Origin of the sequence: Rhodanobacter sp. OK091 (genome assembly GCF_900142825.1) — a bacterium.
Classification (GTDB): domain Bacteria; phylum Pseudomonadota; class Gammaproteobacteria; order Xanthomonadales; family Rhodanobacteraceae; genus Rhodanobacter.
Map to the genome: position 1 here is coordinate 429,555 of NZ_FRCH01000002.1, position 15,893 is coordinate 445,447.

The 15,893-nt window shown below is 65.7% G+C and carries 13 protein-coding genes, 2 tRNA genes and 1 other RNA gene; 14 read left to right on the forward strand and 2 right to left on the reverse strand.

Annotated features, from left to right (window positions below):
* Positions 1 to 182 precede the first annotated feature (182 nt).
* From BUA26_RS11490 to BUA26_RS11520, 7 genes are all read left to right on the forward strand, one after another.
* Positions 183 to 608 carry a heavy metal-responsive transcriptional regulator gene (locus BUA26_RS11490; protein ID WP_072760850.1) on the forward strand — a complete coding sequence of 142 codons (426 nt, stop codon included), beginning with the start codon at positions 183 to 185 and terminating at the stop codon, positions 606 to 608.
* Positions 605 to 2,944 (forward strand): heavy metal translocating P-type ATPase, encoded by a 2,340-nt coding sequence (locus BUA26_RS11495; RefSeq protein WP_218587811.1) that lies wholly within the window; start codon positions 605 to 607, stop codon positions 2,942 to 2,944. Before BUA26_RS11490 ends, BUA26_RS11495 begins: the two co-directional genes overlap by 4 nt.
* Before the next feature lie 142 nt (positions 2,945 to 3,086).
* Entirely contained in the window at positions 3,087 to 4,382 is a 1,296-nt protein-coding gene (gene folC / locus BUA26_RS11500) for a bifunctional tetrahydrofolate synthase/dihydrofolate synthase (protein ID WP_072761554.1), read from the forward strand.
* A 78-nt stretch (positions 4,383 to 4,460) separates the two neighbouring features.
* On the forward strand, positions 4,461 to 5,495 hold the full coding sequence (locus BUA26_RS11505; protein ID WP_072760852.1) for an SPOR domain-containing protein: 1,035 nt from the start codon (positions 4,461 to 4,463) through the stop codon (positions 5,493 to 5,495).
* A gap of 42 nt (positions 5,496 to 5,537) precedes the next feature.
* Positions 5,538 to 6,170, forward strand: a complete 633-nt coding sequence (locus tag BUA26_RS11510; RefSeq protein WP_072760854.1) for a CvpA family protein — start codon at positions 5,538 to 5,540, stop codon at positions 6,168 to 6,170.
* Between the two features lie 43 nt (positions 6,171 to 6,213).
* A complete protein-coding gene (gene purF / locus BUA26_RS11515) occupies positions 6,214 to 7,689 on the forward strand; it encodes an amidophosphoribosyltransferase (RefSeq protein WP_072760855.1) in 1,476 nt (491 codons plus the stop codon).
* Positions 7,690 to 7,734: 45 nt separating this feature from the next.
* Positions 7,735 to 8,556 (forward strand): ferritin-like domain-containing protein, encoded by an 822-nt coding sequence (locus tag BUA26_RS11520; RefSeq protein WP_072760857.1) that lies wholly within the window; start codon positions 7,735 to 7,737, stop codon positions 8,554 to 8,556.
* Positions 8,557 to 8,676: 120 nt separating this feature from the next.
* On the opposite strand, the gene BUA26_RS11525 is transcribed toward BUA26_RS11520, so the two are convergent.
* Positions 8,677 to 8,753, reverse strand: a tRNA-Pro gene (locus BUA26_RS11525).
* A gap of 167 nt (positions 8,754 to 8,920) precedes the next feature.
* Between BUA26_RS11525 and hisS the strand changes: the two genes are divergently transcribed.
* Genes hisS through BUA26_RS11540 form a run of 3 tightly spaced genes read left to right on the forward strand, consistent with a single transcriptional unit; the run spans position 8,921 to position 12,686 of the window.
* Complete coding sequence (hisS, locus tag BUA26_RS11530) at positions 8,921 to 10,306, forward strand: histidine--tRNA ligase (RefSeq protein WP_072760859.1); 1,386 nt, start codon at positions 8,921 to 8,923, stop codon at positions 10,304 to 10,306.
* A 53-nt stretch (positions 10,307 to 10,359) separates the two neighbouring features.
* Positions 10,360 to 12,261 (forward strand): HAL/PAL/TAL family ammonia-lyase, encoded by a 1,902-nt coding sequence (locus BUA26_RS11535; protein ID WP_072760861.1) that lies wholly within the window; start codon positions 10,360 to 10,362, stop codon positions 12,259 to 12,261.
* 26 nt (positions 12,262 to 12,287) lie between these two features.
* Entirely contained in the window at positions 12,288 to 12,686 is a 399-nt protein-coding gene (locus tag BUA26_RS11540; protein ID WP_072760863.1) for a DUF6165 family protein, read from the forward strand.
* A gap of 4 nt (positions 12,687 to 12,690) precedes the next feature.
* Here BUA26_RS11540 and BUA26_RS11545 read toward each other — a convergent pair whose 3' ends face one another.
* Positions 12,691 to 13,734 (reverse strand): glycosyltransferase family 9 protein, encoded by a 1,044-nt coding sequence (locus BUA26_RS11545; RefSeq protein ID WP_072761555.1) that lies wholly within the window; start codon positions 13,732 to 13,734, stop codon positions 12,691 to 12,693.
* A 50-nt stretch (positions 13,735 to 13,784) separates the two neighbouring features.
* On the opposite strand from BUA26_RS11545, the gene BUA26_RS11550 reads away from it, so the two are divergent.
* From BUA26_RS11550 to ffs, 4 genes are all read left to right on the forward strand, one after another.
* Positions 13,785 to 14,516, forward strand: a complete 732-nt coding sequence (locus BUA26_RS11550; RefSeq protein ID WP_072760865.1) for a 3-deoxy-D-manno-octulosonic acid kinase — start codon at positions 13,785 to 13,787, stop codon at positions 14,514 to 14,516.
* Complete coding sequence (locus BUA26_RS11555) at positions 14,513 to 15,271, forward strand: MBL fold metallo-hydrolase (protein ID WP_072760867.1); 759 nt, start codon at positions 14,513 to 14,515, stop codon at positions 15,269 to 15,271. Before BUA26_RS11550 ends, BUA26_RS11555 begins: the two co-directional genes overlap by 4 nt.
* Before the next feature lie 294 nt (positions 15,272 to 15,565).
* Positions 15,566 to 15,655 (forward strand) — tRNA-Ser (locus tag BUA26_RS11560).
* A gap of 88 nt (positions 15,656 to 15,743) precedes the next feature.
* Positions 15,744 to 15,840, forward strand: an RNA gene (gene ffs / locus BUA26_RS11565) — signal recognition particle sRNA small type.
* The last annotated feature ends 53 nt before the right edge of the window (positions 15,841 to 15,893 follow it).

The window sequence follows — 15,893 nt, forward strand, 5'->3', positions numbered from 1 at the left end:
CCTGCGTGCTGCTGGGACGGACTATACGCCCAGTGAGCGGGATGGGCATGGCCGTTCCGGCACCCTAAAAGGCATAGGCAACCCCACCTCTACGGGCCCGCAAGGCTGAACGCTCCCATGAAGAGGCCTCATGTCGCAGGCTCTTGACTCTGGACCTAGATCAATGGTCTAGAGTAGGCGGCATGAACATGCAAACCTCCCCCCTGACCATCGGTGCCGTCGCCAAGCGCGTCGGCGTGGCGATCGACACGATCCGTTATTACGAGCGCGAGGGCCTGCTGCCCGAGCCGCAGCGGCGTGCCTCGGGCTATCGCAGTTATGGCGACAGCACGGTGGCGCAGTTGCGCTTCATCCGGCGGGCCAAGGAGCTGGGCTTCACGCTGGAGGAGATCCGCGAGCTGCTGACGCTGTCGGCGGATCGCCAGCGCGGGGTGAAGGCGGTGAAGCAGCGCGCGCAGCAGCGGCTGGCGGCGATCGAGCAGCGCATCGCCGAACTGCAGCGCGTGCGTGACGGACTGGCGCAGCTGGTGGCGTCGTGTCCGGGGCATGGCAAGCCGGAGGAATGTCCGATCCTGCGCGCCTTGAACGATGCCGAGGTGAAGCCATGAACGGGCACGGTTCCTGCTGCGCTGCCAGCGGCAAACCGGTGGCCGGCATCGCGGTCGATCCGGTGTGCGGCATGACGGTGGATCCGCTGACCGCGAAGCATCACGCCGAGCACGATGGCCGCAGGTATTACTTCTGCTCCGCGCGTTGCCGGGAGAAGTTCGTGGCCGCTCCGTCCGCTTATCTGGAAGAGCGCGCGGCGCCACCGCCGGTGCCGCCCGGTACCGTCTACACCTGCCCGATGCATCCAGAGATCCAGCAGATCGGCCCTGGTCATTGCCCGATCTGCGGCATGGCGCTGGAACCGATGATGCCGACGCTGGACGAGGACGATGGCGGCGAGTTGTCTTCGATGACCAGGCGTTTCTGGACCCTGCTGGCGCTGACCGTGCCGGTATTCGTGCTGGCGATGGGGCCGCATCTGCTCGGCTGGCATCTGCCCGCGCCATGGGATGGAGCGGCGGGCTGGGTCGAGGCGGTGCTGGCCAGCATCGTGGTGCTGTGGGGCGGTGCACCGTTCTTCGCACGCGGCTGGCGCTCGCTCACGCCATGGCGTCCGAACATGTACACGCTGATCGCGCTGGGTACCGGCGTGGCGTGGCTGTATAGCGCGGTGGCGTTCCTGTTGCCTGGGATATTCCCGCCCGGCTTCCTCGACATGCATGGCCGGGTCGCGGTGTATTTCGAGTCGGCGGCGGTGATCGTCACCCTGGTCACGCTGGGCGATTTTCTGGAGCTGCGTGCGCGCCGGCGCACCGGCGCGGCACTGAAGGCGCTGCTCGGCCTGGCGCCGAAGACCGCATGGCGGATAGCTGCGGACGGCAGCGAAGCCGATGTGCCGCTGGACGAAGTGCATGTCGGCGACGTGCTGCGCGTGCGTCCCGGCGAGAAGGTGCCGGTCGATGGCGTGGTGCTGGACGGCGAGAGCCATGTCGACGAGTCGATGCTGACCGGCGAGCCGATGCCGGTGGCCAAGGCGAAAGGCGATGCGCTCACCGGCGGCACGGTGAACCAGGACGGCGCGCTGATCATGCGCGCACGGAAAGTCGGCGGCGCGACGATGCTGGCGCAGATCGTCGCGCTGGTGGCGCAGGCGCAGCGCAGCAAGGCACCGCTGCAGCGTGTGGCCGATCGGGTGGCTGCGTGGTTCGTGCCGGCGGTGGTGGTGATCGCATTGCTGGCATTCGCGGCCTGGGCATTGCTGGGGCCGGCGCCGCGGATGACGCACGCGCTGATCGCGGCGGTGTCGGTGCTGATCATCGCCTGTCCGTGTGCGCTGGGCCTGGCCACGCCGATCTCGATCATGGTGGCCAGTGGACGTGGCGCGCAGAACGGTGTGCTGTTCAAGGACGCCAGCGCGATCGAAGCCATGCGCGAGATCGACACACTGGTGGTGGACAAGACCGGCACGCTGACCATGGGCAAGCCGGCATTGATCGAACTGGTCAGCTTGGATGGTCGATCGCGCGAGCGCCTGCTGGCGATGGCTGCGGCGCTTGAGCGGGCTAGCGAACACCCGCTGGCGCGGGCGATTGTCATGGCGGCGGAAGCGGAGGGCGTGACGACGCTGACCGCGACGGATTTCCGGTCGCTGACCGGTCGTGGAGTCAGCGCAAACGTCGATGGCAGCGCCGTGGCGGTGGGTAATGCAAAGCTGATGGCGGAGTTGCACATCGCGATGGCAGATGCCGCCAGCGTACGCGCCGAACAACTGCGCGGGCAGGGTGCCACAGTGATGTTCCTGACCGTCGATGGCACCCTGGCTGCCTTGCTGGCGGTGGCCGACCGGATCAAGCCGGGTACACCGGCAGCGCTCAAGGCGCTGCACGCAGCCGGCCTGCGCATCGTGATGCTGACGGGCGACAACCCGACCACCGCTCAGGCGGTGGCACGCGAGCTGGATATCGACGAGGTGCATGCGGATGTGTCTCCGGCGGACAAGGCCGCTGTGGTGAACGCTTTGCGCGCCGATGGTCGCCGCGTAGCCATGGCCGGCGACGGCATCAACGACGCCCCCGCGCTGGCGGCAGCCGATATCGGCATTGCGATGGGCAATGGCACCGACGTGGCGATGGAGAGCGCGCAGGTGACCCTGGTGCGGGGCGAGCTGGACGCGATCATGCGGGCGCATGCGCTGTCGCGGGCGACGGTGCGCAATATCCGGCAAAACCTGTTCTTCGCCTTCATCTACAACGCGGTCGGCGTACCGCTGGCGGCCGGCGTGCTGTATCCGTGGTTCGGCATCACGCTGTCGCCGATGATTGCGGCACTGGCGATGAGCCTCAGTTCGGTTTCGGTGGTGAGCAACGCGCTGCGGCTGCGCAAGGCGCCGCTGTAGGGGCAGATACAGGCGGGTGAGGCCGGGGCCAAACAAATCGTGCTGCACCATCTGTTCGCCTGAAGCAATGCTTTAGACTTTGCGCCTGCCTGTCCGCGCTGTCGTGCGGATGCCGTTCGATCCGCCCGCACAAAGTCATCGCATGACCCGCAATCTCGCCGAATGGCTGACGTATCAGGAACGCGTCAACGTGCGCAGCATCGAGCTGGGCCTCGACCGGGTGCGTGAAGTGTGGCAACGGATGGGGGCGCCTGCTCCCGCGCGTGGGGTGATCACGGTGGGCGGCACCAACGGCAAGGGCTCCACCGTGGCCTTGCTCGAAGCGATGCTGACCGCTGCCGGCTTGCGTGTCGGCGCGTTCACCTCGCCGCACCTGGTCGATTACAACGAGCGCATACGGATCGATGGCGCGAATGCCGATGACGCTGCGCTGATTGCCTCGTTCGAGCGGATCGAGGCGGCGCGCGGCGCGCCTTCGGACGATGCCGTCCCGTTGACCTATTTCGAGTTTGGCACGCTGGCGGCGCTGGACCTGTTCGCGCGTGCCGGACTGGACGTGGCGGTGCTGGAGGTGGGGCTCGGTGGGCGGCTGGACGCCGTCAACATCATCGACGCCGATGTGGCGATCATCACCACGGTGGACATGGATCACATGGACTGGCTGGGGCTGGACCGCGACAGCATCGGCCGCGAAAAGGCAGGCATCGCCCGGGCCGGGCGACCGGCGATCGTGGGCGAACTCGATCCGCCGGCAGGGCTGCTCGACGCGCTGGCTGCACGCGGTGCACGGGTCGAGCGCGCGGGAGTCGATTTTCACGTTGAACGCCATGCCGACGGCTGGCGCTGGCAACACCGCGACGGTACGGCGATGGAGCTGCCCGATCCTGCACTGGCGGCCCCGGTGCAGTTCGCCAATGCGGCGGCGGCGATCGCGGCGCTGCATGCATTGTGGGCGGATGACCTGTCCTTCGCGTCGAAGGATGTCTTCGCCGCGGTCAGCACGGGCTTGCATGAGGTGCGTGTGGCGGCGCGATTGCAGTCGCTGGGCGGTGATCCGGCGTTGATCGTGGACGTGGGCCACAACCCGCAGGCCGCCCGCGCGCTGGCTGAATGGCTGGATAGCCAGCCCGCCGTACGCGTGCATGCGGTGTACGGAGCGCTGGCCGACAAGGACGTGGCCGGGGTGATCGGCGCACTCGGTGCGCGCGTCGACCACTGGCATCTGGCCGGGCTGGACCAGGCGACCCCCCGCGGTCTGGCGGCGAAGGCGCTGGCCGGGATCCTGCAACAGACCTTGCCGCAGGCGGTCTTCGATGCGCATGCCGACGTGGCGACCGCGCTGGCCGCTGCCCGTGCGACAGCTCAGCCGGGGGAGCGCATTCTGGCGTTCGGCTCGTTTTTCGTCGCTGGCGCGATCGTCGCTGAACGCAACACGTGAGCCATCTGACCGGGCATCCGGCGCAGACAGGTATAATCGCGTCGTTGCGTGCCGCGTTTGCCGCCTTGGAGTGAAGTCTTGAATACACGCCTGCTGGGTGCTGCCGTCCTGATTGCCTTGCTGATCCTGTTCGTGCCGATGTTCTTCTCCAGCACGCCGCCAGCTCCCGGTGGGGACCAGGCAGTGAGTCTGGCGATACCGCCGGCGCCGGATCGCGACCTGCAGACCAAGACGATGAGCCTGAACCCGGATGCGCCCGTCGGCACGCCCGCTGTCGCTGCCTCCGCCGCCGCCGCCGCGCCAAAGGCACCGACCGCCGCGGCCACGCCCGTATCGAGCGATCAGCTGGCCACAGTGAACATCGGCTCGAATCGTCCACGCGACGTGGAGACCGACCCCGAGGCCGGCAAGAAGCCGGCGACGACGACGGTGACCACCGGTTCGGGCACGTCGCCGGGCCAGGCGGTGATCCCGATGCGCACCACGCCAGCCGCCAGCGCACCCGCGACCAAATCGCAGCCGGCGGCTGTCGTGCCCAAGACTGCGGCGACCACGCCAGCGGCGGCCGCTCCCGCCGTCGGACATGGCAGTTACGCGGTCAACCTCAGCGCTTACGCCAATGCGGCCGGCGCCGCGAGTCTGGAGAGCCGCGTGCGCGCGCTGGGCTATCCGGTGGCGGGCCATTCGATCACCCAGGGCGGCCAGCCGCGCACTCTGGTCATCGCGGGGCCGTTCGAGACGCGCGCTGCCGCCGAAGCGGCGCGCCTGAAAATCACCCAGTCGATTCCCGGTGTGCCGGCGCGGTTGCAGCAGGATGCCAGCGGCGACGACGCCACTTCAGCCGCACCCGCACCCGCAGCCCATGCGACGGCCAGGGCCGGCGGTTGGGCGGTGCAACTGGCCGCGATGAGCAGCCAGGCCGATGCGAATGCGCTGCGCGACAAGTTGCGCGCGAACGGTTTCGATGGCTTCGTCGATACGGTGCAGTCCGCAGGCAAGCAGCTATGGCGTGTGCGCGCGGGTCCGCAGACGCAGCGTGCCGATGCACTTCGCGTGCACGACCAGATCAAGGCCAAGCTGGGCATCGAAGGCAACGTTGTTTCGGTGCCTTGAGCATCATGCACGCGCCAGCATACGAACCGGACAGGTGAGCGGATGAACTGGACCGACTACATCATCATCGGTGTGCTCACCATCTCGGTCCTGATCGGGCTGTGGCGGGGACTCATTTCCGAAGTGCTGGCGCTGGCGATCTGGATCGTCGCGTTCTGGGTGGCCTGGACCTTCGGGCCGGTGGTCGCGGCGCATTTCGAGCACATCATCGAGTTGCCGTCGGCACGAATCATCGTCGGCTACGGCATCTGCTTCGTGACGGTGCTGATACTCGGCGCGCTGCTGCGTTTCGTGATCGGCAAGCTGATCCAGAGCACCGGCTTGTCCGGCACCGATCGCCTGCTCGGTATGATTTTCGGTTTTGCCCGTGGCGTGCTGCTGGTGACGCTGCTGGTATTCCTGGTTGGCTTTACCGCGTTCACGCGAGACCCGTGGTGGCAGCAGTCGACGCTGCTGCCGCAGTTCCAGCACGTGGCGGCCTGGCTCGAGCAGCGGGTGCCACCCAGCGTGCGCGACCACCTGAATCCATCGGCGGTGCTCGATCATCTGCCCAGCTTGCCGAGATCGCTGCCTGCCCCCATATCGGGCGCGGGGCCCGCTCCGGCAACGACCTCGGAACACAAGGTGGCGCCGGCGGCTGCCACCAGTGCAGCCGGGCGACCGAAAAGTTTCTGAGCACGACTTTCTAAACGCAACATCCTGAAGCAGGCAACACACCATGTGCGGAATCATCGGCATCGTCGGTACCACCGAAGTGGCATCGGCGCTTTATGACGGATTGACGGTGCTGCAGCATCGCGGCCAGGATGCGGCCGGCATCGCCACGGTGGATGGCTCGCGGCTGCGCCTGCACAAGGGCAACGGTCTGGTCCGCGACGTGTTCAACCAGACCGCGATGAGCGGCCTGCGCGGGCGCATCGGCATCGGCCATTGCCGTTATCCGACGGCCGGCTCGGAAGGCTCCGCCGAAGCGCAGCCGTTCTATGTGAACTCGCCGTACGGCATCGCATTCGCGCACAACGGCAACCTGGTGAACACCGACGTGCTGCGTCGCGAGATGTTCGAGGACGACCGGCGCCACATCAACACCGATTCCGACTCCGAGGTGCTGCTGAACGTGCTGGCGCACGAGCTGCAGATCCAGGACCGGATGGAGCTGACCCCGGACCATATCTTCAAGGCAGTCGCCGGCGTGCATGCACGCGCCCGCGGCGGTTATGCCTGCGTGGCACTGGTGCTCGGTTACGGCCTGATCGCATTCCGCGATCCGCACGGCATCCGTCCGCTGGTGCTGGGCGAGCGGATCACTCCGGAAGGTCGCGAGTATGCGGTGGCGTCCGAGTCGGTCGCCTTCGACGTGCTCGGCTTCAAGCGCGTGCGCGACGTCATGCCGGGCGAGGCGGTGATCATCACCGACCAGGGCAAGTTGCACAGCCGCCACTGCGCCGAGCGCGTACTGCACACGCCATGCATCTTCGAATACGTCTACCTGGCGCGGCCCGACTCCATGATCGAGGACGTCTCGGTATACAAGGCGCGCCTGCGCATGGGCGAGAAGCTGGCCGAGAAGATCCTGCGCGAACGGCCCAATCACGGCATCGACGCCGTGATCCCGATTCCCGATACCGCGCGCACCGCCGCCAGCGCGCTGGCCGGCGCGCTCGGCGTGCCGTTTCGCGAGGGCTTCGTCAAGAACCGCTACATCGGCCGTACTTTCATCATGCCGGGGCAGGGCGAACGGGTGAAATCGGTGCGCCGCAAGCTCAATCCGGTGGAGCTGGAATTCCGCAAGAAGAACGTGCTGCTGGTGGATGACTCGATCGTGCGCGGCACGACCTCGAAGCAGATCATCCAGATGGCCCGCGACGCCGGTGCGAAGAACGTCTACTTCGCTTCCGCCGCGCCGCCGGTGCGCTATCCGAATGTCTATGGCATCGACATGCCCTCCACCTCGGAGCTGGTCGCCGCCGGCCATACCGAGCAGGAAGTCGAGACGATGCTCGGTGCCGACTGGCTGATCTATCAGGATCTGAAGGACCTGATCTGGGCGGTGCAGGACGGCAACGAAAACCTGAAGCAGTTCGACACGTCGTGCTTTTCGGGCGAATACGTCACCGGCCTCGATCAGCGCTATCTGGAGCAGATCCAGATGCTGCGCTCGGACGACGCCAAGGCCGCCCGCCGGGTCGTGTAACCCCACCCCTGTAGGAGCCCACTGGTGGGCTCCTACCGAAACGCCATGACTGATCTTCACGCCGCCGCCAAGCGCTGCCTGGACGCTATCGATCCTGCCGAGAAGCTGCGCCTGACGCATGCGACCTGGCAGGCATTTCAGGCTGGCGAATTGCATCCGGACCCTGCATCGCCGCTGCCCGACCCGATTGCTGCACCCGGGCGCCCCGGCAGACCAAAACTGGTCAACGCACGTCAGGTGCCGCAACGCGGGCTCGGCAGCGCCGAAGGGCGTGCCGCCCTGGTGCACGCCGTGGCGCATATCGAATTCAACGCGATCAATCTGGCCTGGGACGCGGTATATCGCTATCGCGGCAAACCGCAGGCGTATTACCACGACTGGGCCAGCTGCGCCAACGATGAGGCGCGCCACTTCGCGATGCTGCAGAGGCGGCTGGCCGAGCTCGGCCACGCCTACGGCGACTTCGATGCGCACGATGGCCTGTGGGCGATGGCCGAGAAAACCGCACACCACGACACCGCACGCATGGCGCTGGTGCCGCGCGTGCTGGAAGCGCGCGGGCTGGACGTGACCCCCGGCATGATCGAGCGTCTGCGCCATCTGGGCGACACCGAGACAGTGGCGATCCTCGAAGTGATCCTGCGCGAGGAGGTCGCCCACGTCGCTGCCGGTACCCGCTGGTATCTGGATTGCTGTGAGCGCGACGGACTTCAACCGGTCGACACCTTCTTCGCGCTGCTGCGTGAATACATGGGTGTCAGCTTGCGCGGTCCGTTCAATCGCCCGGCCAGGCTGGAAGCGGGTTTCGTCGAGGAAGAACTCGATCGGCTCGCGGCGCTGGCGCTGGAAAGCCGCGCGGCACTGTAGGAGCCCGCTGGCGGGCAAGGCTTTTCGCCTCTGTCGCGGTCGAATCCGCTACTACAAAAGCAATTGTCGGTTTTGCAGGCATAAAAAAGCCGGCGTAAAGCCGGCTTTCCATCGAATTTTTGGTCGGGGAGACAGGATTCGAACCTGCGACTTCTACGTCCCGAACGTAGCGCTCTACCAGGCTGAGCTACACCCCGTGGGAAGCCGCGTATCTTAATCGTCGCGCGGGGGCTTGGCAACAGGTTCGATGGATTGCGTTGCCGGCACGACTGCAGAGGGTGCATGGCATTCTGCTAATCTTGACGGCTGCCGTCGCGCGGTCAACCGTCGGACGGAATGTTCCCCATCGTCAGTAGAGGATTTCATGGCGCTTACCCCGGCCCGCACCATGCCAGGCGTGCTCGAGCTGCTGCCGCTCGACCAGATCGCGTTCCAGCGCATGCTCGACGTGATCCGTCGCAACTACGAGCGTTTCGGCTTCCTGCCGATCGAGACGCCGGTGATCGAATACTCCGACGTGCTGCTGACCAAGACCGGCGGCGAGACCGAACGGCAGGTGTATTTCGTGCAGTCCACCGGCGCGCTGAATGCCGGCAAGATCGACGAGGGCATGCCCGAGCTGGCGCTGCGCTTCGATCTCACCGTACCGCTGGCGCGCTACGTTGCTGAGCATGAGCGCGAACTGAGCTTTCCGTTCCGCCGCTACCAGATGCAGCGGGTGTATCGCGGCGAGCGAGCGCAGCGCGGCCGTTTCCGCGAGTTCTACCAGTGCGACATCGACGTGATCGGCAAGGACGGGCTGTCGGTACGTTACGACGCGGAGATTCCGGCGGTGATCTACAGCGTGTTCCGCGAACTCAACATCGGCGCCTTCACCATCCACCTCAACAACCGCAAGCTGATGCGCGGTTATTTCGAGAGCCTGGGCATTGTCGACGGCGAGCAGCAGATGCTGGTGCTGCGCGAAGTGGACAAGCTGGACAAGCGCGGCGCCGATTATGTGCGTGACACGCTCACCGGCGAGACGTTCGGCCTGAGCGCCGAAGTGGCGCAGAAGATCCTCGCCTTCGTGCAGGTGCGCTCGACGTCGCTGCAGGATGCCCACGCCAAGCTCGATGCGCTGGGCGCCGGCCCGGCGGCGATGGAGCAGGGACGTGCGGAACTGAAGGAAGTGCTGGACCTGATCCACGCATTCGGCGTGCCGGAGACGCATGTCGCGCTGAACCTGTCGATCGCACGCGGTCTCGATTACTACACCGGCACGGTCTACGAAACGACCTTGAACGATCACCCGCAGATCGGCTCGATCTGCTCGGGCGGACGCTACGAAAACCTGGCCAGCCAATACACCAGGTCGCAGCTGCCTGGCGTCGGCATCTCGATCGGGCTCACGCGCCTCTACTGGCAGCTGCGCGACGCCGGTCTGATCAGCACCGCGACCAGTACCGTCGATGTGCTGGTCACCCAGATGGACGCGGCGCAGCTGCCGGCTTATCTCGCGCTGGCCGGCGAGTTGCGCGGCGCCGGCATCGCCACCGAGGTGGTACTGGAAGGCAGCAAGCTCGGCAAGCAGTTCAAATATGCCGACCGTGCGGGCATCCGCTTCGTGATCGTGCTGGGCGAGGACGAGATCGCCAAGGGCGTGGTGACGGTGAAGGACTTGCGCCGCGAGGACCAGTTCGAGGTGGCGCGCAGCGAACTGATCAAGACCTTGCGGGTGGAGTTGGAGCAGGCCGCGGCGATGGGCTGAAAGCCTGCGGCTCGGCGATCAGGGACTAGACGACATTCTTCAGTGAGGCAGCAGTGAGCAAATTCGGCACCATCGTTCTCGACGGCAATAGCCTCACCCGCGCCCAGCTGGTGGCGGTGGCACGCAACGGCAACAAAGTTTCACTGGACCCTGCAGGGCTCAAGCGCGTGCAGCGTGCCGCCGACTTCTTGGCCGAGAAGGTCAGCTGCGGCGAGCCCACCTATGGCGTCACCACCGGCTTCGGCAGCAATGCCGACAAGCTGCTGGGCGCGCATCGTCTGCGCGACGAATTGCCGGGAGGAAATCCCCACAATCCCGAAGGCACGCTGCTGGAAGAATTGCAGCACAACCTGATCATCACCCACGCCGTGTGCGTGGGTAAGCCGTTCGGCGAGGACGTGGTGCGGGCGATGCTGCTGATCCGCATCAATACGCTGATGCGCGGTCATTCCGGTATTCGCGTGAGCACGCTCGAAGCATTGACCGCGATGCTCAACGTCGGCGTGGTTCCGGTGGTGCCGGAGAAAGGGTCGGTCGGAGCCAGCGGCGATCTCGCACCGCTGTCGCATCTGGCGATCGTGCTGCTCGGCGGCGGCGAAGCGTTCTACCAGGGCGAACGGCTGTCGGGTGCGGAAGCGCTGAAACGCGCGGGTCTCGCGCCGATCCGGCTGTCGTTCAAGGAAGGCCTGGCGCTCAACAACGGCACCGCACAGATGCTGGCGACGGGCGTACTGGCGCTGGATACATTGGAGCAGTTGCTGGATACCGCCGACCTGGCGGCGTCGATGACGCTGGACGCGTTCGCCGGCCGCAGCGGCGCGCTGCGGCCGGATGTGCATGCGCTGCGTCCGCACCCGGGCCAGGTCGAAACCGCGGCGCACGTGCGCGAGTTGCTGGCCGAATCCACCTTGATCGACATCCCCTACCACCTGGTGCCGCGCTTCAAGGCGTGGAGTGCCGAGGCGTGGAGCGAGCCGGACGATCAGGCGCTCAGCTTCGACATCGGCTGGGACTGGGTGCCGGCCAACCAGCGGCATGGCCGCGAGGCGTTCTACAGTCGCTTCCTGCCATTCAAGGGTGGCAAGAAACATCAGCCGCAGGACGCCTACAGCCTGCGCTGCATGCCGCAGGTACATGGCGCGGTGCGCGATGCCTGGGCGCAGGCGTGCCGGGTGTTCGACATCGAACTGAACGCGGTCACCGACAATCCGCTGATCTTCCCGGACAACGACGACGCGCAGTTCATCGAGGAGCAGGTGATCTCGGCCGGTCATTTCCACGGCATGCCGCTGGCGCTGGCGATGAGCTACGTAAAGGCGGCGATCCCGGTACTGGCCTCGATCTCCGAGCGTCGTCTCAACAAGCTGGTCGATCCGGCGACGAATGACGGTTTGCCGGCGTTCCTCACCGGCAACGAGGACGGCACCGACTCCGGCTTCATGATCGTGCAGTACACCGCCGCGGCCCTGGTCAACGACCTGGCCACGCGCGCGCATCCGGCCAGCGTGTATTCGGTGCCGACCAGCGCGAATGCGGAAGATCACGTATCGATGGGGGCGAACGAGGCGCGCCACGTGCTGGAAATGACCGAGGATCTCAGTCACGTGCTGGCGCTGGAGCTGTATACCGCGGCACAAGCGCTGGATTATCGCCAGACGATGTTGAACGCCGCGCGCCGGCTGGCCAGTCGCGGCGGCTGGCGGGCGCTGGCCGCCAAGATCAGCAATGCGCCGCGCGCGGATCAGCCGCATTACGCGCAGTTCGTCGCCGAAGTGCAGCAACTGACAGCGGCGTTGGCCGGTGCAGGCGATTTCCATGCCGGTACCAGCGTGCGCGATGCCCATGCGGTACTGCGCCGGCACATCGCCTTCATGCATCGCGACCGCGCGATGGACGGCGATGTGCGCACGATCTGCGCTCTGGTGCAGCAGGGCGCCTTTCGCTCCGCTGCCTGACCATCATTCCTGAAGGAAACAAGTTCATGAGCCTGATCCAGACCCCGGTTTCCTACGGCGAGCTGATCGACAAGATCACTATCCTTGAGATCAAGTCGCGACGCATCGGTGACGAGGCCAAGCTGGCCAATGTGCGCAACGAGCTGGACCTGCTCAACGCGACCTGGGCCAACGATGCGGCGTCGCACACCGACATCGCCGACGAGCGAGCGCGTCTGCTGGCGGTGAACGAATTGCTGTGGGATATCGAGGACAAGATCCGTCTGAAAGAACGTGCGCAGGCGTTCGACCAGGAGTTCATCGAGCTGGCGCGCGCGGTATATTTTCGCAACGACGAGCGTGCGGCGTTCAAGCGCGAAATCAACCTCAAGCTCGGCTCGCAGCTGGTCGAGGAAAAGTCGTATCAGGATTACCGGGCGGTGTAATTCTCTACAACAGTTTCATGTCGCGCGCTGCGGCTTCGTAGCGCTCGATCACTTCGTTGACATCGATCAAGTCCATCACGCCGGGCTTCTCGATCTTGCTGCCCCAGGGAATTTCGCTGGCCGGCTTGCCCAGATACTTGCGTGCCGCCTCGTCGTACTTGTTCACGCACCAGCGCCGATCGGAGTAGGGGCCGGAGCGATCCGGATTGCTGGCCGCGTGCAGGCCCAGCACCTTGGTGCCGACTGTATTGGCCATGTGCATCGGGCCCGAATCGGGTGTCAGCAGCAGTTGCGCACGACCGAACAAGGCCATCAATTTCTTCAATGTGTCCTTGCCGGTAAGGTCGAGCGGTTTGTGCCGGCCGGCCGCCAGCACGGCATCGGCCATCGTGCGCTCGCCCGCGGAAGGGCCGCCGATCAGCACCACCCGCCAGCCTCGTGCGGCAACGTGATCCATCACGGCCGCGTAGCGCTCCGGCCGCCAGTTGCGCAGCGCGTGGCTGGAGGTGGGGCTGACGAGCAGTGTCGGCACGTCGCCAGGCAGTTGCTGGGTGGCCCAGATGCGTGCTTCCTCGGGAATCGGAATGTTCCAGTGCACCTGCGTCTGCTTCAGTCCCAGCGGTTCGCAGAAGCTGCCGATCGCATCCAGCACGTGCTCGCCGCTGCGCGCCGGAATGCGCTCGTTGATGACCAGGCCGTGCAGATCCTTTGCTCGTGCGCGGTCGTAGCCGATCCGTCGGTCGGCCTTGATACCCAGGCTCAGCAGGTTGGAACGCATGGCCACCTGCATCTGCAACAACGCATCGAAGCGTTGCCCGCGCAGCGCCGCATGCACGGCGCGCATGCCGGCCCATCCCGCTGTCTTGTCGAACGTGACGAACTCCACGCCGGGCAGGTCGCCGACCAGCTTGCGCTCCAGCTTGCCCACGATCCACGTCAGCGCGACGTGCGGCCACGCCTGCTGCAGCGTACGCACCAGCGGCACCACGTGGGTGACGTCGCCGATGGCGGAGGTGCGCAGCAGGCAGATCGAGGTGGCGGCAGTCATCGGGTTCGGGGTCATGGGGTCTGGGTTAGAATCGAGGACAGTCACCGGGCATGATGATGCAGGAACGAACCTACAAGGATGCCGAAGGCGCGATTCTGTTCGACGCGGCGGTGTCGCCACAAGTCGGGCACGGCTGGTTTGCGCCGGATTACTGGCGCGCGCAGGGCGCGCTGCGTACTCAGGCCGGTGGTCGCGGCGGCGTGGCTATCGTTGCGGCGCCGGTGGGCGAATGCGTGTTGCGGCACTATCGTCGCGGCGGCCTGGTCGCGGCCTTGATGGGCGACCGCTACTTGTGGACCGGTGCGGATCGGACCCGTCCCTTCAAGGAATTCCGTCTGCTGGCCGAGATCACCCGGCTTGGCCTGCCGGGGCCTGCGGTGGTGGCTGCACGCTATTGCCGACGCGGCATGGTCTATAGCGCCGACCTGATCACACGGCGTATTGCCGACGCGCAGACGTTGGCTGAATGTCTCGCTGCAGAGCGCCTGGACGGCGAGCTGGCGGAGGAGGTCGGTGCATTGGTCGCGCGCTTTCATCGTGCCGGTGTCTGGCATGCGGACCTGAATGCGCACAACGTGCTGGTGGCGTCGGACGAGTTGTATCTGATCGACTTCGATCGCGGTCGCGTGCGCACGCCGGCAACCGGGTGGCAGCAGGCCAATCTGCGGCGCTTGCGCCGCTCATTGTGCAAGCTCGGCGCTGCCAGCCGGGGCGAGACGGCATTCGAGGAAACCATCTGGCAGCCCCTGCTTTATCGTTACCAGCGGACCTTGGACGCATGAACTGGCATCTGCACTTTCTCGGCGTAGGCGCCGCGCATGCGGTGGAGCTCGGTTCTTCCGCCGTGGTAATCGAGCGTGGCGACGAACCCCTGCTGTTGATCGATTGCGGGCCGGACACGCTGGATCGTTACGTGGCCGCGTACGGCACATTGCCGCGCGCGCTGTTCATCACGCATACGCACATGGACCACGTGGCCGGGCTGGAGCAGCTGTTCATCAGGCTGTGGTTCGACCAGCGCCTGCGCGGCAGCACCAAAGTGTTCGTGCATGCCGGTTTGCTGCCGTGGCTGCAGGCGAGGGCGGCCGACTATCCTGGCGCGCTGGCCGAAGGCGGCGTGAATTTCTGGGAAGCATTCCGGTTGTTGCCATGCACGCGCGGTTTCTGGCTCGACGGCCTGTGGTTCGACGTGTTCGCCACGCGGCATCATGTGCCGGGCACGTCCTACGGCCTCGCGCTGGACGCCAGCTTTGTCTACACCGGCGACACCCGCCCGATCCCCGAGACACTTGCCCGTTACGCCGGCGGCAGCGAAGTGATCGCGCACGATTGCAGCCTGGTCGGCAACCCGTCGCATACCGGCATCGACGACATCGAGCGTGAATATCCCGACGCGCTGCGTTCGCGATTGCTGCTGTACCACTATGGCAGCGCGGCTGACGGCGCCGCGCTGGCCGCGCGCGGCTACCGCATCGCCAGCGCAAACGAGCGCATCGCGTTACCCGTTCCTGCCAAGCCACGGGCTGACGCAGGCTGAACCGCGTATCCATTTGCTTGCCTGTATCGGGGCCTGCAGTTATCCTTCCGCTTCTTTGCCGGGTGTCACTTGTCCGGCAAAGGCGGTTTCACCCATGCGGAGAGGTGTCCGAGTGGTTGAAGGAGCACGCCTGGAAAGTGTGTATACGGTAAAACGTATCGCGGGTTCGACAAATTCGTCTGGAACGAATTTGGACAGCCGCAGGCTGGCCCCGAACGGCAGTGAGGGGTGAAGCTCAGGATGAGCTGAACAATCCCCCACGTTCAAGTCGTTCGCATAGTTGCAGGTACAAGTGGAGAGGTGTCCGAGTGGTTGAAGGAGCACGCCTGGAAAGTGTGTATACGGTAAAACGTATCGCGGGTTCGAATCCCGCTCTCTCCGCCAATTTCTGAACAACGCGACAGTCTCGGCTGGCGCGGTGAAAAATCAGCAAGCGACTGCGGTCAGCATCGCTCGACGTCTATGGTGGCCCCGTCGGTCCCCCCGCGACGATAGTTCGCAAACTCCGCCAGGTCCGGAAGGAAGCAACGGTAGCGAATGATTCGGGTGCCGGGGTGTGGCTGGCGGGGCCGCCGCCTTTTCGGGGCGTGCTTTACTGACTTGCCTGCCGCGACTTGGCACA